This is a genomic window from Streptomyces sp. NPDC030991 (assembly GCF_055571235.1).
In genome coordinates this window covers 78,054-95,853 of record NZ_JBVIFR010000019.1, presented here as the reverse complement: position 1 = coordinate 95,853, position 17,800 = coordinate 78,054, and the positions used below count along the sequence as shown (strand labels likewise).

Sequence of the window (17,800 nt, the reverse complement as noted above, 5' to 3'; positions counted from 1 at the left end):
CGGCTTTCAGTAACATTGTGTGTTGAATCAGTGGCGAGAAGTGACGGACGTGTCGTGCCGGACCCCTTGTACGGGGCTGCGGGCAGGGTGCGGAACCCGCCGTCTGGCTTGATCCCTCGCGCTCAAGTACGGCCGGAAGTCCCTCCTGGCAAGCGCTTCCCGCACCGGCCGCAGAAGCTCGCCCCGGCGTCCTCGGCGGCCCGGCCGCACTCCGCGCAGACGCGGGGCAGCAGACAGGGCGCCTCGCCGCCCTCGGACGTCACCGCGGCGGCCCGGCCGATCGTCATGCCGGGCCGCCTGCGGTGCGCCGTGACGTAGACGAGGCCGTCGTCACCCGCGCTGACGGCGCGCCGCTCACCGCGCGGCACGAACACGAGCGTGCCGGGCGCCAGTTCCTCGTCGCGATCCGCCCGGCGCAGAGTGCCGTGCCCCTCGACGACGACGAGCAGCACATCGAGATCGTTCTCGACGTACGCCTCGCCCCGCGCGCCGGGCCGCACCCGGACGACGTTGGAGTCGAGCTGCCGGGCCGCGCCCTCCAGGCGCCACAACGCCCCCGTCGCGGCCGGGTCGGCCCCCTTCAGGAGCTCTGCGAGCAGGACATGGGCAGCGGGCATCTCGATCGTTCCTCCGTCGTGGGGCCGGGTGGACGGCAGTGGCCTCGTCGGATTCTCCCGCATCGCAACTACCTCTGTTCAAACGGTGGACTCCGCAACATCACTCTGCAATTCTCCAACAACTAAACGCAAGAACCTGATGTAACGGGCCTTTGGATCACTCGCTGCAACTCGCTTCACTGCACGACCGGTGCAGGGACAGGGGCAACATGATCGGACAGTCATCGCTCGGATTTAGATGGCGGAGCAGAAGGCGGGGCCTCGCGGTCGCGTTCCTCGCCTTCGCCCTGGCCTTCCTCGGTCTGCCGGCGATATCGGCGCAGGCCGCGGGCGGCCCGAACCTCGCGGCGGGCGCCGCGGCAAGGGCGAGCAGCGCGAACGCGGAGTACGGCGCGGCGAACGTCACCGACGGCAACGCCGCCACGTACTGGGAGAGCGCAGGCTCCGGCCTGCCGCAGTGGGTGCAGGCCGACCTGGGAGCGACGGCCCGCGTCGACGAGGTGGTGCTGCGCCTGCCGGGCGCCTGGGAGAGCCGGAACCAGACGCTGTCGGTGCAGGGCAGCGCGGACGGTTCCTCGTTCGACACCCTGAAGCCGTCGGCGTCTTACACCTTCGCGCCGGGCTCCGGCAACACGGTGACGGTGTCGTTCGCGGCGACGCAGACCCGTTACGTACGGATCGCGGTGAGCGCCAACTCGGGTTGGCAGGCAGCCCAGTTGTCGGAGCTCGAGGTGCATGGCGCGGGCGAGTCCTCGGTGAACCTGGCCCGGGGCAGGACGTTCACGGCGAGCTCCTCGACGCAGACGTACGCGGCGGCGAACGCCGGTGACGGTGATGCCGCCAGCTACTGGGAGTCCAGGAACGACGCACTGCCGCAGTGGGTCCAGGTGGACCTGGGCGCTTCGGTGCGCGTGAACCGCGTGGTGCTGCGGCTGCCGTCGGGATGGGAGACCAGGACGCAGACCCTGACGCTGCGGGGCAGCACGAACGGCACGGACTTCCAGGACCTGGTCGCGTCGAAGGCGTACGAGTTCACTTCGGCGGGCGGGCAGTCGCAGACCCTGTCCTTCGACACGGTCACGACGCGCTACGTGCGGGTGCAGATCACCGCCAACACCCGGCAACCGGCGGGCCAGCTCTCCGAGTTGGAGGTGTTCGGGCCGACGAACGGTGACACCGAGGCGCCCGGCGCGCCCAGTGCGCTGGCCTACACCGAGCCCGCGACCGGTCAGATCAAGCTGACCTGGAAGGCGGCCACGGACAATGTGAAGGTCACCGGTTACGACATCTACGCGGACGGGACGCTGCGCGCGTCGGTCGACGGTTCCGCTCTCACCTACACCGACACCCAGCCGGCCTCGGCGACGCTCACGTACTTCGTGCGCGCCAAGGACGCGGCGGGCAACCAGTCGGCGAACTCCAACTCGGTGACCCGCAAGGGCGATTCGGGTGACACACAGGCACCGACCTCGCCCGGGAACCTGACCTTCACCGAGGCGACCAAGGGGCAGGTCAAGCTCGCCTGGCAGGCGTCGGCCGACAACGTGAAGGTCACGGCGTACGACCTCTACGCGAACGGCACGCTGCGCACGTCGGTCGCCGGGGACACCACCACATACACCGACACGCAGCCCGCGTCGGCGACGGTCACGTACTTCGTGCGGGCCAAGGACGCGGCGGGCAACCAGTCGGCGAACTCCAACACCGTCACCCGCAACGGCTCCACGACCGTCGGGGCGAACCTGGCCGTGCGCAAGCCGGTCACGGCGTCCTCCTCGACACAGACGTACGTGGCGGAGAACGCGGTCGACGACAGCACCAGCACGTACTGGGAGGGCGGCGGGGGCAGTTACCCCAACACCCTGACCGTGAAGCTCGGCGCGAACGCGGATGTCTCCTCGCTCGTCCTGAAGCTGAACCCGGACGCCGCCTGGTCCACCCGCACCCAGAAGATCGAGGTGCAGGGCCGTGAGCAGAGGGCGTCGGACTTCACGACGCTGGCCGCGGCGAAGGAGTACACGTTCAACCCGTCGAGCGGCAACACCGTGACGGTACCGGTCACCGCGCGCGTCGCGGACGTACGTCTCGTGTTCACGGCCAACTCAGGGTCCGCCGCAGGCCAGTTGGCAGAGTTCCAGGTCATCGGTGAGCCCGCACCCAACCCCGACCTCCAGGTCACGGGCATCACGTCGCAGCCCGCCTCGCCGGTGGAGTCCGACCGGATCACTCTCTCGGCGACCGTGCGCAACGCGGGCAGCGAGGCGAGCACCGCCACCGACCTGGACTTCAGGCTCGGCTCCGACAAGGCCGGTTCCGCGTCCGTGGGCGCGCTCGCGGCCGGGGCGACGGCGACCGTCAGCGCGGACATCGGGGTGCGCGACGCGGGTACGTACCAGGTGGGCGCGGTCGTCGACCCGGGCAACAAGGTCGTGGAGCGCGACGAGGGCAACAACGCCTACACGAGCCCGACGGGTCTCGTCGTCAAGCCGGTGTCCAGCGCCGACCTGGTCGCCTCGCCCGTCTCCTGGTCGCCGAGCGCGCCGGGCGAGGGCGACACGGTGACCTTCTCGGCCGTCCTCAAGAACCAGGGCAACCAGGCGAGTTCGGCGGGCGGCCACAGCATCACACTCACCGTCGCCGACTCCGGCGGCACGGTCGTCAAGACGCTCACCGGTTCCTACGACGGGTCGATCGCGGCCGGTGGCACGACCGCGCCCGTGAAGCTCGGCACGTGGACGGCGGGCAAGGGCAAGTTCACGGTGAAGACCGTGATCGCCGCCGACGCGAACGAGCTGCCGGTCAAGCGCGACAACAACACGTCGTCGCAGCCGCTGTTCGTGGGGCGCGGCGCGAGCATGCCGTACGACACCTACGAGGCGGAGGACGCTGCGGTCGGCGGCGGCGCGAAGGTGCTCGGCCCCAACCGCACGGTCGGCGACCTCGCGGGCGAGGCGTCGGGCCGCAAGGCGGTGACCCTGGACAGCACGGGCAGCTATGTCGAGTTCACCGCGAAGGCGCCGACGAACACGCTCGTCACCCGCTTCTCGATCCCGGACGCGGCGGGCGGCGGAGGCCGGAACTCGACGCTCAACGTCTACGTCGACGGCACGTTCCTCAAGGCCATCGACCTGACGTCGAAGTACGCCTGGCTGTACGGGGCGGAGACCGGGCCCGGCAACGCGCCGAGCGCGGGCGCGCCCCGGCACATCTACGACGAGGCGAATCTGCTGCTCGGCCGGACCGTGCCGCAGGGCAGCAGAATTCGGTTGCAGAAGGACGCCGCGAACGACACCACGTACGCGGTCGACTTCGTGAGTCTGGAGCAGGCGGCCCAGCTGCCCAACCCGGACCCGGCGGCCTACGCCGTGCCGACCGGATTCACGCAGCAGGCCGTGCAGGACGCGCTGGACAAGGCGCGGATGGACACGACGGGCAAGCTCGTCGGGGTCTATCTGCCGGCCGGTGACTACGAGACGTCGAACAAGTTCCAGGTGTACGGGAAGGCCGTGAAGGTCGTCGGCGCCGGTCCGTGGTTCACACGGTTCCACACACCGGCGTCGCAGGAGAACACGGACGCCGGGTTCCGCGCGGAGGCGAGTGCCAACGGGTCGACGTTCGCGCACTTCTCCTTCTTCGGGAACTACACCTCGCGCATCGACGGCCCCGGCAAGGTCTTCGACTTCTCGAACGTCGCGGACATCACCATCGACGACGTCTGGAACGAGCACACGGTGTGCCTGTACTGGGGCGCCAACACCGACCGGGTCACCGTCAAGAACTCCCGGATCCGTGACACGTTCGCCGACGGCGTCAACATGACGAACGGCTCGACGGACAACCACGTCGTGAACAACGAGTCCCGGGCGACCGGTGACGACAGTTTCGCCCTGTTCTCGGCGATCGACGCGGGCGGCGCGGACGAGAAGAACAACGTGTTCGAGAACCTGACGTCGCTGCTGACGTGGCGGGCGGCGGGCATCGCCGTGTACGGCGGGTACGACAACACGTTCCGCAACATCCTGGTCGCCGACACCCTCGTCTACTCCGGGGTCACCATCAGCTCGCTGGACTTCGGGTATCCGATGAACGGGTTCGGCACCGGCCCGACCGCCCTGGAGAACACCTCGGTCATCCGCTCCGGGGGGCACTTCTGGAACGGGCAGACCTTCCCGGGGATCTGGATGTTCTCCGCCTCGAAGGTGTTCCAGGGCATCCGCGTCACCGACGTCGACATCGTCGATCCGACGTACAGCGGGATCATGTTCCAGACCAACTACGTAGGAGGGCAGCCGCAGTTCCCGATCAAGGACACGATCCTGACCGACGTGACGATCTCGGGCGCGCACAAGAGTGGCGACGCGTACGACGCCAAGTCCGGCTTCGGAGTCTGGGCGAACGAGATGCCGGAGTCGGGCCAGGGCCCGGCGGTCGGTGAGGTCACCTTCCACAACCTGAAGCTGAGCGACAACGCGGTGGACATCCGCAACACCACGTCCACCTTCAAGATCAACACGCTGCCGTAGCGCGGCGCGCGACACAGCATGATGGGAGTGGCCGGGCGATTCGCCCGGCCACTTTCGCGTTAAAGGCACTGTGGTTCCATTACGGATCGATCCCCTGCTACAGTCGCGGCACGTACTAAAGGAACCAGCAGCCCATTTAAAGAGGAGATCGTCATGGAGTACCGCCAGTTGGGGACATCCGGCCTGAAGGTCCCCGCGCTCAGCTTCGGCGCCGGGACGTTCGGCGGACGAGGCCCCCTCTTCTCGGCCTGGGGCACCGCCGGTACGGACGAGGCCCGGCGCATGGTGGATCTGAGCCTGGACGCGGGGGTCACGATGTTCGACACCGCCGACGTCTACTCGGACGGGGCGTCCGAGGAGGTACTGGGCGCGGCGCTCAAGGGCCGCCGCGACCGGGCACTGATCTCCACGAAGGCCGCACTGCCGACGGGCGCGGGCCCGTACGACGCCGGAGTCTCCCGCTCACGCCTGGTCCGGGCGGTCGAGGCGGCGCTGCACCGCCTCGACACCGACCACATCGACCTGTTCCAGCTGCACGCCTATGACGCGAGCACGCCGGTGGAGGAGCTCCTTTCGACCCTCGACGACCTGGTCAGGGCGGGCAAGATCCGTTACACCGGAGTCTCCAACTACTCGGGCTGGCAGCTGATGAAGGGGCTCGCGGAGGCGGAGAAGCACGGGCGGCCGCGGTTCGCCGCGCACCAGGTGTACTACTCGCTGGCCGGACGCGACTACGAGTGGGAGCTGATGCCGCTCGGCGCGGACCAGGGCGTGGGCGCCGTCGTCTGGAGCCCGCTGGGCTGGGGCCGGCTCACCGGGAAGATCCGGCGCGGACAGCCACTGCCCGCGAACAGCCGGCTGCACGAGACGGCCCAGTTCGGCCCGCCGATCGAGGACGAGCACCTGTACCGCGTCGTCGACGCGCTCGACGAGATCGCCGAGGAGACCGGGAAGGCGATCCCGCAGATCGCCATCAACTGGCTGCTGCGCCGCCCCACCGTCTCCTCCGTACTCATCGGGGCCCGCAACGAGGAGCAGTTGAAGCAGAACCTGGGCGCTGTCGGCTGGGAGCTGACCCCCGAGCAGGTCGCCCGGCTGGACGCGGCGAGCGAGGTCAAGGTGCCCTATCCGTACTACCCGTACCGGAACCAGGACGGCTTCCGGCAGCTGAACCCGCCGACCGTATGAGCGGACGTCGCAACGGGGTGTCAACCCGACGTTGACACCCCGCCACTGTCAACCTAGGGTTGCCTCATGGTGAACCCAGTAGGCACCCACGTCCGCCTCGACGACCTGATCGAAGCCATCAAGAAGGTCCACACCGACGCGCTCGAACAGCTCCAGGACGCCGTACTCGCGGCGGACCACCTCGGCGATGTCGCCGACCATCTGATCGGTCACTTCGTCGACCAGGCCCGGCGCTCCGGCGCCTCCTGGACCGATATCGGCAAGAGCATGGGGGTCACCCGGCAGGCCGCGCAGAAGCGGTTCGTGCCCAAGGGCTCCGAGAACGACCTCGACCCCAGCCAGGGCTTCAACCGGTACACCACGCGCGCCAGGAACGTGGTCGTCTCCGCGCAGAACGAGGCCCGCGCCGCGCAGAGCGGCACGATCGGCACCGCCCACCTCGTCCTCGGTCTGACGGGAGAGCCTGCGAGTCTCGGCGCGGAAGCGATCGCCGCGCAGGACGTGCCGCTCGACACCGTACGAGCGGCGGCGACGGCGCTGCTCCCGGCGGCCTGCGACGACATGCCGGCCCTGGTGCCGTTCGACGCCGAGGCGAAGAAGGCGCTGGAGCTGACGTTCCGCGAGGCGCTGCGCCTGGGGCACAACTACATCGGCACCGAGCACATCCTGCTCGCGCTCCTGGAACAGGAGAACGGCTCGGGGCTTCTCGCCGGCCTGGGGATCGACAAGGGCAAGGCCGAGACCCACATCCTCGCCGCGCTCGCCGCGCTCGTCGCCGCAGGTGAGCAGGCGGACGGCCAGGACTGAGCCCCGGCCACGAGCCGGAACCAGGCGGGCGGCCACGAGGGATCACCCGGTCGCGAGCCACCAGCAGGCCGGGCGGGAGCGGCGCCTGCGGACGTCCCATAGACGCAGGTGGGACACTGTTCGCATGACTGACCGTTCAGGAACCCCCGCCCGGCCGGACGACCTCGTCGACCTCGACGAGCTGGTCGACGCCTATTTCTCGAGGGAACCCGACGTCGCGCGCCCCGAGCAGCGCGTCGTCTTCGGCACGAGTGGCCATCGCGGCTCCAGCCTCGACGGCGCCTTCAACGAGAAGCACATCGCCGCGATCACCCAGGCCATCGTCGAACACCGCACGGCCGAGGGCATCACGGGCCCGCTGTTCATCGGCCCCGACACGCACGCCCTGTCCAGGCCCGCGCTCGGGACGGCGCTGGCCGTGCTCGCCGCGCACGGCGTCCGGGTCATGGCCGACGCGCACGACGGCTACGTACCGACGCCCGCCCTCAGCCACGCGATCCTGCGCTGGAACCGCACGGAGCCGGCCGACCGCGCCGACGGCATCGTCATCACCCCGAGCCACAACCCGCCGCGCGACGGCGGCTTCAAGTACAACCCGCCGCACGGCGGCCCCGCCGACTCCACGACGACGTCCTGGATCGCGCAGCGCGCCAACGAGCTGCTGGAGGACCCGAGTTGGACGGCGCGCACGGCCGAGACCCCGGCCCCGGAGCCGTACGACTTCCGTGAGGCCTACGTCGAGGACCTGCGGACCATCATCGACGTGGACGCCATCCGGGCGGCGGGCGTACGCATCGGCGCCGATCCGCTGGGCGGCGCGAGCGTCGACTACTGGGCGCGGATCGCCGAGATGTACGACCTCGACCTCACCGTGGTGAACCCGGACGTCGACCCGACGTGGCGCTTCATGACGCTGGACTGGGACGGCAAGATCCGGATGGACCCGTCGTCGGCGCCCGCGATGGCGTCGGTGCTCGCGCGCCGCCACGACTACGACCTGCTCACCGGGAACGACGCGGACGCGGACCGGCACGGCATCGTCACCCCGGACGCCGGCCTGATGAACCCCAACCACTATCTGGCCGTCGCCATCCACTACCTGTTCTCGCACCGGCCGCAGTGGTCGGCGTCGGCGGCGGTCGGCAAGACGCTCGTGTCGAGCGCCGTCATCGACCGGGTCGCCGGCTCGCTCGGCCGTGAACTGGTGGAAGTCCCCGTCGGGTTCAAGTGGTTCGTGCCGGGCCTGGTCGACGGCTCGGTCGCGTTCGGCGGCGAGGAGAGCGCCGGGGCGAGCTTCGTGCGCAAGGACGGCAGCGTCTGGACGACCGACAAGGACGGCATCCTGCTCGCCCTGCTGGCCGCCGAGATCACCGCGGTGACCGGGAAGACGCCGTCCGCGTACTACGCCGAACTCGCCGCGGAGTTCGGGGCGTCGGGCGCCGCGTACGCGCGGATCGACGCGAAGGCGACGAAGGAGCAGAAGGCGCGGCTGTCGAAGCTGACGGGCGAGGCCATCACCGCGGACACCCTGGCGGGCGAGCCGATCACCGCCCGGCTCAGCGAGGCCCCGGGCAACGGTGCGGCGATCGGCGGCGTCAAGGTGACCACGGAGAACGCCTGGTTCGCGGCGCGGCCCAGCGGCACCGAGGACGTCTACAAGATCTATGCCGAGTCGTTCCGCGGCGCCGAACATCTCGCGCAGGTGCAGAGCGAGGCGCAGGCGATCGTGGACGCGGCACTCGCCTGAGCGACGGCAGTGCGCGGCGTCGTGGGGCGGGTCCGTACCGTCCACCCCACGACGCCGGTCGCGTTCAGTCGCGGGCGGTCTCCTGCAGGCCGGGGATGTCCGCGACCGAGTTCAGCACATGGGTGTGCGGGTGCCGTTCGAGCTGCTCGCGGGTCAGCTGCCCGGTGAGTACGCCCACGACGACACCCGCTCCCGCGTTCACCCCCGCCTCCAGGTCGACGGCCGTGTCCCCCGCGACGAGCACCCTGCGCACGTCCACGACGCCCGTCTTCTCCATCGCCCGGTGGATCATGTAGGGCGCGGGCCGCCCGCGGCGCACCTCGTCGGAGGTGACGACGGCGTCCAGATTGCCGCCCTCGCCGGTGGACCAGCCGAGCGAGGCGAGCAGCGGCAGGGCCACGTCGTCGCTGAACCCGGTCGTCAGGGCGATCTTGACCCCGCGGGCCCGCAGCTCCTCCAGCGCCTTGTCGGCGTGGGCGATCGGCTCCGGCGGCACCTCCTCGTACCGCCGCTTCAGGAACGTACGGAAGACGCCGTACTGGCGCTCGACCAGTTCGACGTCGGGGGTGCCGCCGCCGATGCGGACGAGGGCGGCGATGGCTTCGCGCTTGTCGGTGCCCATCCAGGTCTGCAGGTCGGCGCGGGCGACGGGGGCTCCGGTCGACTCGACGGCGTGGCGCAGCGCCTCGTACACCGCGCCGTGCTCCTCGATCGTCGTGCCTGCCATGTCGAAGACGGCGAGTTCGATCACTGGGGTTCCTTCACGCTGGGCCGGGGAGGCGCGCCGTCGGAGCGGTCGCGGCCGGCGACGGTGCGGCCCTCGATGGTGTTCTCGATGGTGAAAGTGGCCATGGAGGGCAGATAACGGTCGTCCGCGAACTCCACGGGGACGCCGTCGCCGGTGAACGCCAACCGCCGTACGCGCAACAGTGGTTGCCCCTCCGATGTGGCCAGGAGGGCGGCGTCGGCGCGGTCCGCGGCGATGGCGTCGATGGTGTGGCGTGCGTGGTGGAGGTCGACGCCGCGGGAGGTGAGGGCTTCGTAGACGGAGCCCGCGTCGGGGTCGACCGTGAACAGGTGCGTGCCCACATCGAGGACGAACGTGGACCGCTCGACCATGGCGGGCACCCCGTCCAGGTGGCGCAGGCGCACGAGGTCGACGACCGGGGCGCCCTCGTCGAGGCCGAGGCGCGCGGCGGCTTCGGGGCCCGCGCGGCGGCGGGCGACCTCGACAGTGAGCTGTCCCGGGGTGCGTCCGATGGAGTGCGCCCACTGCGTGAACGACATCAGCGTGGCGAACGGCTGGGACGGTGTGATCCGGCGGGCGACCGGCGGCCTGCCCCGGCCGCCGACGAGATGCCCTTCGGCGCGGAGCTGGGCGAGGGCCTGGCGGACCGGACCGCGCGAGGTGCCGAACTCCTCGCACAGCTGGGCCTCGCTCGGCACGGGCGCACCCTCGGGCCACTCCCCCGCTTCGATCCGGCGCCGGAACTCCGCACCAAGCCGCTGATGTAGCGGCCCGTCCTCACTTGTATTCACAAGTTGAGTCTCGCAGCCCGAGGTCAGAAAGATCAAGAGATACCTTCGCGGCGTCTCGGTAAATATCCAGGAAACTTGTATAGACACCCTTGTCGAAGCCGGTCACCTCTCTCCACGCTGAGGACATGACCTCTGCCATCGCCTCCTCCGCCCCCACCGCTCTGCCGCGCGACCGCAGCGATCTCGTCGTGGTCGGCGCGGGCATCATCGGCCTCGCGCACGCCGTCGAAGCGGTGCGCCGCGGCCTGCGCGTGACGGTGGTCGAGCGGGACCGGCGGCCGGTAGGGGCCTCCGTACGCAACTTCGGGCACTGCTGCGTCACGGCCCAGCGCGGTGAACTGCTCGACCTCGCGACCCGCTCGCGCGCGGGCTGGCTGGACGCCGCGGCGCGGGCCGGACTGTGGGCGCCGGAGGCGGGCGCGCTCGTGGTGGCGCGGTCGGCGACCGAGCTGGCCGTACTGGAGGAGCTCCGCGAGGGGCGCGGGGCGGACGCGGTACTGATGCGCACGCGGGACGAGGTGGGCGACGCCCTCGGCCGTCCCGCGGACGAGCGGGGCGACCTGGCGGGCGGCGCGCTGCTCCCGGCCGACCTGCGGGTCGATCCGCGGGAGGCGGCGCCCCGGCTCGCCGCGTGGCTCGCGGAGCAGCCCGGCGTGAGCATCGCCTGGGGCACCAATGTGACCGGGGTCGAGACCGGGACCGTGCACACCAGCCGCGGCCCGGTCCACGGCGATCAGGTCCTGCTCTGCGTCGGACATGACCTCGACCGCCTGTACCCGGTGGAGGCGGAGGCGCACGGCATCGAGCGCTGCCGCCTGTCGATGGCCCGCATCGAGGCGCCCGACGGCTTCCGGGGCGACGCCGCGGTCCTGACCGCCACCTCGATGCTGCGCTACGACGCGTTCACGGCGACGCCGTCGGCGAGCGCACTGCGCGCCGAGGTGACGGGTCACAGCGCGGAGTTGCTCGGCATCGGGGCCAACGTGATGTTCACGCGGCTGCCCGACGGGACGGTACTGGTCGGCGACTCGCACGCGTACGACATCACGGAGATCCCGTTCCAGGACGAGGCGGTGTCGGCGCTGTTGCTGCGCGAGGTGGCGCGCGTCCTCGGGGTGGGCGAGGTCCGGGTGACCGAGCGCTGGCAGGGCGTGTACGCGAGCAGCGCCCGCGGGCCGCTGTTCGTCCGGGACGTGGCGCCGGGCGTGCGGGCCCTTTCGGTGACGTCGGGGGTCGGGATGACGCTGTCGTTCGGTCTGGCCGCGGCGACGTTCGACGGGTCTCTGCGCGCGACGGCGTGAGGAAGGGTCCCGGCGGCCCGCGGCAGGATTGATCAAACCTTTGCCGTTGGCCGAATCGCACTGGTAGCCCGAGGCAACCGAACGCGATACCCCGGGTAGACCGGGGATTTGCGAAGGGGATCACATCGATCACCGGGTCGGCAGGCGGCCGAAACCCTCCGGGTCGCCCGGTCCGGCGCGTTACGGGCACGTTGACCGGGCCCGCCGCCATGACACACGCTCGTTATATAGATGCCGTGTACAACGGACTCCGTCCGACGGCGACCGCACCTGTATCCACGCAGGTCACACGGTCGTGTCCGATTGTCCACGGCGGAACGGGAAGCAGGAGGAAGCGTATGTGTGGCATCACCGGCTGGGTCTCCTACGACCGTGACCTGCGGGCCTCGGCCGACGCGTTGCATGCGATGACGCAGACGATGGAGTGCCGCGGCCCCGACGACCGCGGCACCTGGATCGAAGGCCCCGCGGCGCTCGGACACCGCAGGCTCGCCATCATCGACCTGCCGGGCGGCCGGCAGCCCATGACCGTCGAGACGCCGAGCGGCACCATCGCCCTGGTCTACTCGGGCGAGACGTACAACTACACCGAGCTGCGCGCCGAACTCGCCGCCCTCGGCCATGAGTTCAGGACCGACTCGGACACCGAGGTGGTGCTGCGCGGCTACCTCGAATGGGGCGAGGAACTGCCCGGACGGCTCAACGGCATGTACGCGTTCGCCGTGTGGGACGGCCGGGTGGACAAGCTGCTCATGATCCGTGACCGCATGGGCATCAAGCCGTTCTACTTCTACCGGACCGCGGACGGTGTGCTGTTCGGCTCCGAGCCCAAGGCGATCCTCGCGAACCCGCTCGCCAGGTCCCGGGTCACCCTCGACGGGTTCCGCGAACTGTTCACGTTCGTGAAGACTCCGGGGCATGCCGTGTGGGACGGGATGCATGAGGTCGAGCCGGGCACGATCGTCACCGTCGACCGGTCGGGGCTGCGCAGCCGCGCGTACTGGACGCTGGAGACGCGGGCGCACACCGACGACCGGGACACCACGATCGCCACGGTCCGCGACCTGCTCGACGACATCGTGCGCCGCCAGCTGGTCTCGGACGTGCCCCGCTGCACCCTGCTCTCCGGCGGCCTCGACTCGTCGGCGATGACGGCGATCGCGGCCCGGCAGCTGGGTCTCCAGGGCGAGACCGTACGGAGCTTCGCGGTCGACTTCGTCGGCCAGGCGGAGAACTTCGTCGCGGACGAGCTGCGCGGCACACCCGACACCCCGTTCGTCCACGACGTGGCGCGGGCGGCCGGCACCGATCACCGCGACATCGTGCTCGACTCGCACGCGCTCGCCGACCCGGAGGTGCGGGCCCGGGTGATCCGGGCCCGTGACATCCCGGCCGGCTTCGGCGACATGGACGCCTCGCTGTACCTCCTCTTCCGCGCCATCCGCGAGCACTCCACGGTCGCGCTCTCCGGCGAGTCGGCGGACGAGGTCTTCGGCGGCTACCTCCAGTTCTTCGACGAGGAGGCCCGCAACGCCGACACGTTCCCGTGGCTGGTGCGGATGGGACAGCACTTCGGCGACGACGCGGACGTGCTCCGCCCCGACCTCGGCAAGCGGCTCGACCTTCCGGGCTACGTCGCCGACAGCTACGCGGGGGCGGTGCGCGGCATCCAACGCCTCGACGGGGAGAGCGACTTCGAGTACCGGATGCGGCGCATCTGCCACCTCCACCTGACCCGGTTCGTGCGGGTGCTGCTCGACCGCAAGGACCGGGCGAGCATGGCGGTGGGCCTGGAGGTGCGGGTGCCGTTCTGCGACCACCGGCTCGTGGAGTACGTGTACAACACGCCCTGGGCGCTCAAGTCGTTCGACGGCCGCGAGAAGAGCCTGCTGCGCGAGGCGACCGCGGACGTGCTGCCGCAGTCGGTGTACGACCGGGTCAAGAGCCCCTACCCGTCGACGCAGGACCCGAAGTACGCGCTCGCGCTCCAGGACCACGCGAAGGACCTGCTCTCCCGGCCCTCGCACCGCGTCTTCGACCTGGTCGACCGCGACCGTGTGGCCCGTGCCGCGCACCGCGAGGCGCCCCAGATCACCCAGGCCTCCCGGCGCGGCCTGGAACGCACCCTCGACCTGGCCCTGTGGCTGGACATGTACAAGCCGGAACTGGTCCTGGACTGAGTCCGCCCGGCCCCGCGGGCCGCTCCGCGCGGAAGCTGCCGGTAGCACTCACCGCGCGGAGCCGCACGGCAGACGGCCCGGCGAGACCGACCGTCACGACGTCTGCCGTGGCGCCCCCTTCGAGGGTCCGCCGGTCCGTGGCGCGGAGGCCCCCTCCGCCTGGTGCGGGAGCGGCGACCGCGGAGAGACGACTGCGGGGCCGCGTCGACGACGCGGCCCCGCTCCGTGTACCCCGGCCGGTTTCAGCGGAAGTCCGTGACGTGGAGAACGAGGCACACCGTTCCCACGACCAACGCCGCGAATCCCAGCACCCCGAGCCCCAGGGCCGTCCGCCGCGCCGGGCGGCAGACCACTTCGGCGTCCTCCTGACGGACGCTCCCCGAGCAGGGCAGCGACGCGAGACCGTACGTCACCGCACCGGCCGCGCTGAGCGTCAGGCCCAGTCCGAGCCACGTCACACCCGCGGACATAAAGGACATAAGACTGATTCTGCGTCCGCTTCGGTGATCCCGCCAACGCGAGGGGACTGGGCCGATCGGGTGACGCGCACGCCTTCAGCCCCGCATCCCGCGCCCCGATGGCCGCGCCCCGCACCGGGCATCCCGGCGTCCCCGCACGCCGGTGCCCGCCGCGTCAGCCGCCGTACACGTCCTCCACGTAGCGCCCCTCCTCGACGAGCGCGGAGAGCCACTGTTCGGCGGCGGCCGCGTCGGCGCCGGGGACGTGCTCGCGATACAGGTCGCGGAACGCGGCCCGCACGCCGGGCGCCATCCTCGCGCCGTCGCCGCACACGTAGACGCGGGCGCCTGCGTCGAGCAGCTCCCGGAGTTCGGCCCCCTCGGCGGCGATGCGGTGCTGGACGAAGGCGTGCCCGTCGACGGGGGCCTCGCTGAAGACCGGCCGCAGGGAGATCGCCGCGGCGGCGTCGGCGGCGCGCAGCTCGTCGGCGTGGAGCAGGTCCCGGTCCGGGTGGTCGCAGCCGAAGTAGAGGAGAGCGGGCGGCAGTTGGGCGCCCGACGCCGCACGGTCCAGCCGCTCGGCGATCGCGCCGCGGAACGGCGCCAGGCCCGTGCCCGCCGCGATCATGACGACCGGCTCGGACCCGTCGACCGGGATGCGGAAGGCGTCGCGGCACGGCTGGACACGGCCGAGGACGGTGTCGCCCGGGCGCAGCGCCGCCAGGTGGGTGGAGCCGGTGCCCCGGTAGCGGCCGGTGCCGGACGCGGCGGGCGCGTCGAGCACGGACACCATCAGCTCCACCTGGCCGGGCCGCACGGCCGGGCTCGACGAGATCGAGTAGTGCCGTGGCTTCAACGGCGGCAGTATGTCGAGGAGTTGGTGCCAGGTCAGGGCGGAGCGCAGAGCCGGATGGGCCTCGACCAGTTCGAGGAAGGTCCGGCGGTCGTCGGCGGGCAGCGCCCTGAGCGCGGCGGCCTCGGGCGGGCAGGGGTTGGCCGCGGCGAGCACGGCGACCTGTCCGGGCGTGGGCCGGTGCTGCAACTCCACGTGATGAGTGAGGAGTTCACGGGCCGTCAGGGGGCGGTCCACGGCGATGGCGGCACGGCGCGGCCGGTCGGAGCGGATGTCGAGCACGGCGTCCGGGTCGATGCCGAGCGCGCGCACGGCGCGGTCGACGAGGGCGGGTTCGTGCGCGGGCAGCACGGTGAGGTGGTCGCCGGTGCGGTAGGTGGCACCGTCCGGCAGGGCGAGCCGCAGGAACCGCTTGGTGCGCGGGTGACCGGCGGCGGTGAGGTCGTATGTCTCGGTGACGGTCAGCGGGGCGAGCCCGTGCCGGGCGGCGGCGAGGTCCAGCGGGCCGCCGGTGATCTCACGGATTTCGTACGCCGTCGTGGGCGCGGGCCCCGCGTCGGCGGCGGCGTCGCCGTACCGCTCCAGGAGCGCGGCACGCAGACCCGCGGTGAAGGTGCGCACGGTGCCGGTCAGGTCCCCGGAGGCGTCGGCGGCGGCGCGCCCGCACAGGCGCTCGGCGCCGAGTGCGGTGAGGCGGTCGTCGATGCGGGTGGGAACGTGCTGGTAGGTGGCGGCCCAGTTGCGGTCGCCGACGCCGAGCACGGCGTGCAGCACACCGTCGAGGGAGCCGTCGGCGCCCTGGTCGAGAGCCGCGACGAACTCCCGGGCGTCATCGGTCGGCCGGCCGTTGTAGGACGCGGCGACGACGATCACCGGACGGTCGGTGGGCAGCTCGCGCGCGTAGGTGTCGAGCGGGGCGACCTCGGTCGTGCAGCCGAGGGCGGCGGCCTCGTCGGCGAGCTGGGCGGCCAGGTCCCGGCAGGTGCCGTAATTGCTGCCGTGCAGAAACAGGGCGCGGGTCCCGGGCAGGACCCGGACCGGCAACCGGGCGGTGTCGAGGTCCTGTCGCGGCGCCACGGCGTGGCCGGGCAGCGGGGCGTGGCGCCGGTCCGCCGGGGTGCGCCGGGTGAGGCCCACGGTGAAGCCGTCCGGCTTCAGGGTGAGGGTCTCCTTCACCGTGAGCCGGTAGTCGGCGTGGTCGTGCAGCCGGTAGCGGTGCACCAGCATCGCGAGCAGCATGGTGGCTTCGTGGAGCGCGAACTGCCGTCCGATACAGGCGCGTTCGCCGGTGCCGAAGGGCTTGAAGGCGTGCGGCGAGCGGGCCTCCTCGGCGTCGGGTGTGAACCGGTTGGGGTCGAACCGCTCGGGGTTGTCGCCCCACACGGGCTGCCGGTGCAGCATCGGTGCCAGCACGGTGACGCCCTGCCCGGCGCGGACGGGGACGCACCCGCCGAGCAGGGTGTCCTCGCGGGCCTCCCGGCTGAACGCGGCCGCCGTGGGCCACAGCCGCAGCGCCTCGTTGAGTACCTGGCGGGTATAAGTGAGCCGGCCTACCTCGTCGAAGTCCGGCTCGGGGTCGGCGGTGTCGCCCCACAGGTCGTCGACCTCCCGGCGGACGAGGTCGAGGACGGCGGGGTTCTTGGCCAGGTAGTACAGGGCGAAGGACATGGCGCCCGAGGTCGTCTCGTGTCCGGCGATCAGGAAGGTGATGACCTGGTTGCGGATGTTGGCGGTGGACAGTGTGGCGCCGTCCCGGGGGTGTGCGGCGGTCAGCATCAGGCCGAGCAGGTCGTCGGTGTGCTGCTCGCCGCCGCGCAGCCGGGCGGCGATGACGTCGTCGACGACCCGCGCGAGGTGGTCGGCGTCCGTGCGGAAGGCGGCGTCGGCCGCCGCGTGGTCGCCGCCCGGGGTGCGGGCGAGGCGTTTCATGCTCCACTCCAGGCAGCGCACCATCGACTCGACGAACGGGTGCGGCTCGGTGCCGGTGAACGATCCGAAGTCGTAGCCGAAGCCGGCGAGTCCGATGGTGTCGAGCGTCATCCGGGTCATGTCGCCGGGCACGTCGACGGGGCGGCCGTCGTGGGCGGCGCGGTCCCAGGTGTCGACGAGGCGGCGGGCCACGCGGTACATGACCGGGTGGTAGCCGCGCATCGAGCCGAGCGCGAAGGCGGGCATGAGAATGTCGTGGGCGCGGCCCCAGTTCGGCTCGTCGTTGTAGGCGGTGAACAGGCCGTCGGCGGCGAAGGCGCGGACGTTCTCCAGGGCGGGCCCGATGTGCTTGGTGAAGCGGGTCTCGTCGGCGAGTTCGGTGACGAGGTCGAGGTCGGCGACGAAGAGGGCGTCGCGGCCGTGCAGGCGGCGCACCAGGACGGGGCCGTGCTCCCGCATCAGCCCCATGACCTGTTGCAGCGGGGCCGCTCCCGGCCCGGTGGCCGAGATGTCGATGAGCGGGACGCCGTCGGTGAGGGGCGGCGGGAGCGGCGTGGGGTGCGGCATGGCGGGGCAACTGCCTTTCGCGGGTGGGGGGATCGGCGCTTCCAGCTTGATCCCGCTCCCCCGCCGGTCAGCGCCGGTGCACTACATGATT

At 71.3% G+C, this 17,800-nt stretch carries 11 protein-coding genes; 6 read left to right on the top strand and 5 right to left on the bottom strand.

Annotated elements, in window-relative coordinates; genetic code table 11:
• Positions 1-122: 122 nt before the first annotated feature.
• Entirely contained in the window at positions 123-617 is a 495-nt protein-coding gene (locus ACZ45E_RS30030; RefSeq protein WP_468226498.1) for a cupin domain-containing protein, read from the bottom strand.
• A 209-nt stretch (positions 618-826) separates the two neighbouring features.
• Between ACZ45E_RS30030 and ACZ45E_RS30025 the strand changes: the two genes are divergently transcribed.
• The 4 genes from ACZ45E_RS30025 to pgm all read left to right on the top strand — a co-directional run bounded on the left by ACZ45E_RS30025 (position 827) and on the right by pgm (position 8,882).
• Complete coding sequence (locus ACZ45E_RS30025) at positions 827-5,140, top strand: discoidin domain-containing protein (RefSeq protein ID WP_468226496.1); 4,314 nt, start codon at positions 827-829, stop codon at positions 5,138-5,140.
• A 153-nt stretch (positions 5,141-5,293) separates the two neighbouring features.
• The gene (locus ACZ45E_RS30020; RefSeq protein WP_468226493.1) at positions 5,294-6,328 is read left to right on the top strand and encodes an aldo/keto reductase; all 1,035 of its coding nucleotides are present in this window, start codon (positions 5,294-5,296) and stop codon (positions 6,326-6,328) included.
• 66 nt (positions 6,329-6,394) lie between these two features.
• On the top strand, positions 6,395-7,135 hold the full coding sequence (locus ACZ45E_RS30015; RefSeq protein WP_468226490.1) for a Clp protease N-terminal domain-containing protein: 741 nt from the start codon (positions 6,395-6,397) through the stop codon (positions 7,133-7,135).
• Positions 7,136-7,259: 124 nt separating this feature from the next.
• Entirely contained in the window at positions 7,260-8,882 is a 1,623-nt protein-coding gene (gene pgm / locus ACZ45E_RS30010) for a phosphoglucomutase (alpha-D-glucose-1,6-bisphosphate-dependent) (protein ID WP_468226488.1), read from the top strand.
• Positions 8,883-8,946: 64 nt separating this feature from the next.
• Here pgm and ACZ45E_RS30005 read toward each other — a convergent pair whose 3' ends face one another.
• On the bottom strand, positions 8,947-9,633 hold the full coding sequence (locus ACZ45E_RS30005; RefSeq protein WP_468226486.1) for a phosphonatase-like hydrolase: 687 nt from the start codon (positions 9,631-9,633) through the stop codon (positions 8,947-8,949).
• On the bottom strand, positions 9,630-10,421 hold the full coding sequence (locus ACZ45E_RS30000; protein ID WP_468226483.1) for a GntR family transcriptional regulator: 792 nt from the start codon (positions 10,419-10,421) through the stop codon (positions 9,630-9,632). Before ACZ45E_RS30000 ends, ACZ45E_RS30005 begins: the two co-directional genes overlap by 4 nt.
• Positions 10,422-10,546: 125 nt before the next feature.
• On the opposite strand from ACZ45E_RS30000, the gene ACZ45E_RS29995 reads away from it, so the two are divergent.
• On the top strand, positions 10,547-11,722 hold the full coding sequence (locus ACZ45E_RS29995; RefSeq protein ID WP_468226480.1) for a TIGR03364 family FAD-dependent oxidoreductase: 1,176 nt from the start codon (positions 10,547-10,549) through the stop codon (positions 11,720-11,722).
• 338 nt (positions 11,723-12,060) lie between these two features.
• Entirely contained in the window at positions 12,061-13,902 is a 1,842-nt protein-coding gene (gene asnB, locus ACZ45E_RS29990) for an asparagine synthase (glutamine-hydrolyzing) (protein ID WP_468226479.1), read from the top strand.
• Between the two features lie 242 nt (positions 13,903-14,144).
• On the opposite strand, the gene ACZ45E_RS29985 is transcribed toward asnB, so the two are convergent.
• Both ACZ45E_RS29985 and ACZ45E_RS29980 read right to left on the bottom strand, forming a co-directional pair.
• Positions 14,145-14,381, bottom strand: a complete 237-nt coding sequence (locus ACZ45E_RS29985; RefSeq protein WP_468226477.1) for a hypothetical protein — start codon at positions 14,379-14,381, stop codon at positions 14,145-14,147.
• Positions 14,382-14,535: 154 nt separating this feature from the next.
• Positions 14,536-17,709, bottom strand: a complete 3,174-nt coding sequence (locus tag ACZ45E_RS29980) for a bifunctional cytochrome P450/NADPH--P450 reductase (protein WP_468226474.1) — start codon at positions 17,707-17,709, stop codon at positions 14,536-14,538.
• Positions 17,710-17,800: the final 91 nt, after the last annotated feature.

Coding starts and splice junctions, on each gene's coding strand:
- ACZ45E_RS30030 (WP_468226498.1), bottom strand. CDS start 617: ATGCCCGCTGCCCATGTCCTGCTCGCAGAGCTCCTGAAGGGGGCCGAC.
- ACZ45E_RS30025 (WP_468226496.1), top strand. CDS start 827: ATGATCGGACAGTCATCGCTCGGATTTAGATGGCGGAGCAGAAGGCGG.
- ACZ45E_RS30020 (WP_468226493.1), top strand. CDS start 5,294: ATGGAGTACCGCCAGTTGGGGACATCCGGCCTGAAGGTCCCCGCGCTC.
- ACZ45E_RS30015 (WP_468226490.1), top strand. CDS start 6,395: ATGGTGAACCCAGTAGGCACCCACGTCCGCCTCGACGACCTGATCGAA.
- pgm (WP_468226488.1), top strand. CDS start 7,260: ATGACTGACCGTTCAGGAACCCCCGCCCGGCCGGACGACCTCGTCGAC.
- ACZ45E_RS29995 (WP_468226480.1), top strand. CDS start 10,547: ATGACCTCTGCCATCGCCTCCTCCGCCCCCACCGCTCTGCCGCGCGAC.
- asnB (WP_468226479.1), top strand. CDS start 12,061: ATGTGTGGCATCACCGGCTGGGTCTCCTACGACCGTGACCTGCGGGCC.
- ACZ45E_RS29985 (WP_468226477.1), bottom strand. CDS start 14,381: ATGTCCTTTATGTCCGCGGGTGTGACGTGGCTCGGACTGGGCCTGACG.
- ACZ45E_RS29980 (WP_468226474.1), bottom strand. CDS start 17,709: ATGCCGCACCCCACGCCGCTCCCGCCGCCCCTCACCGACGGCGTCCCG.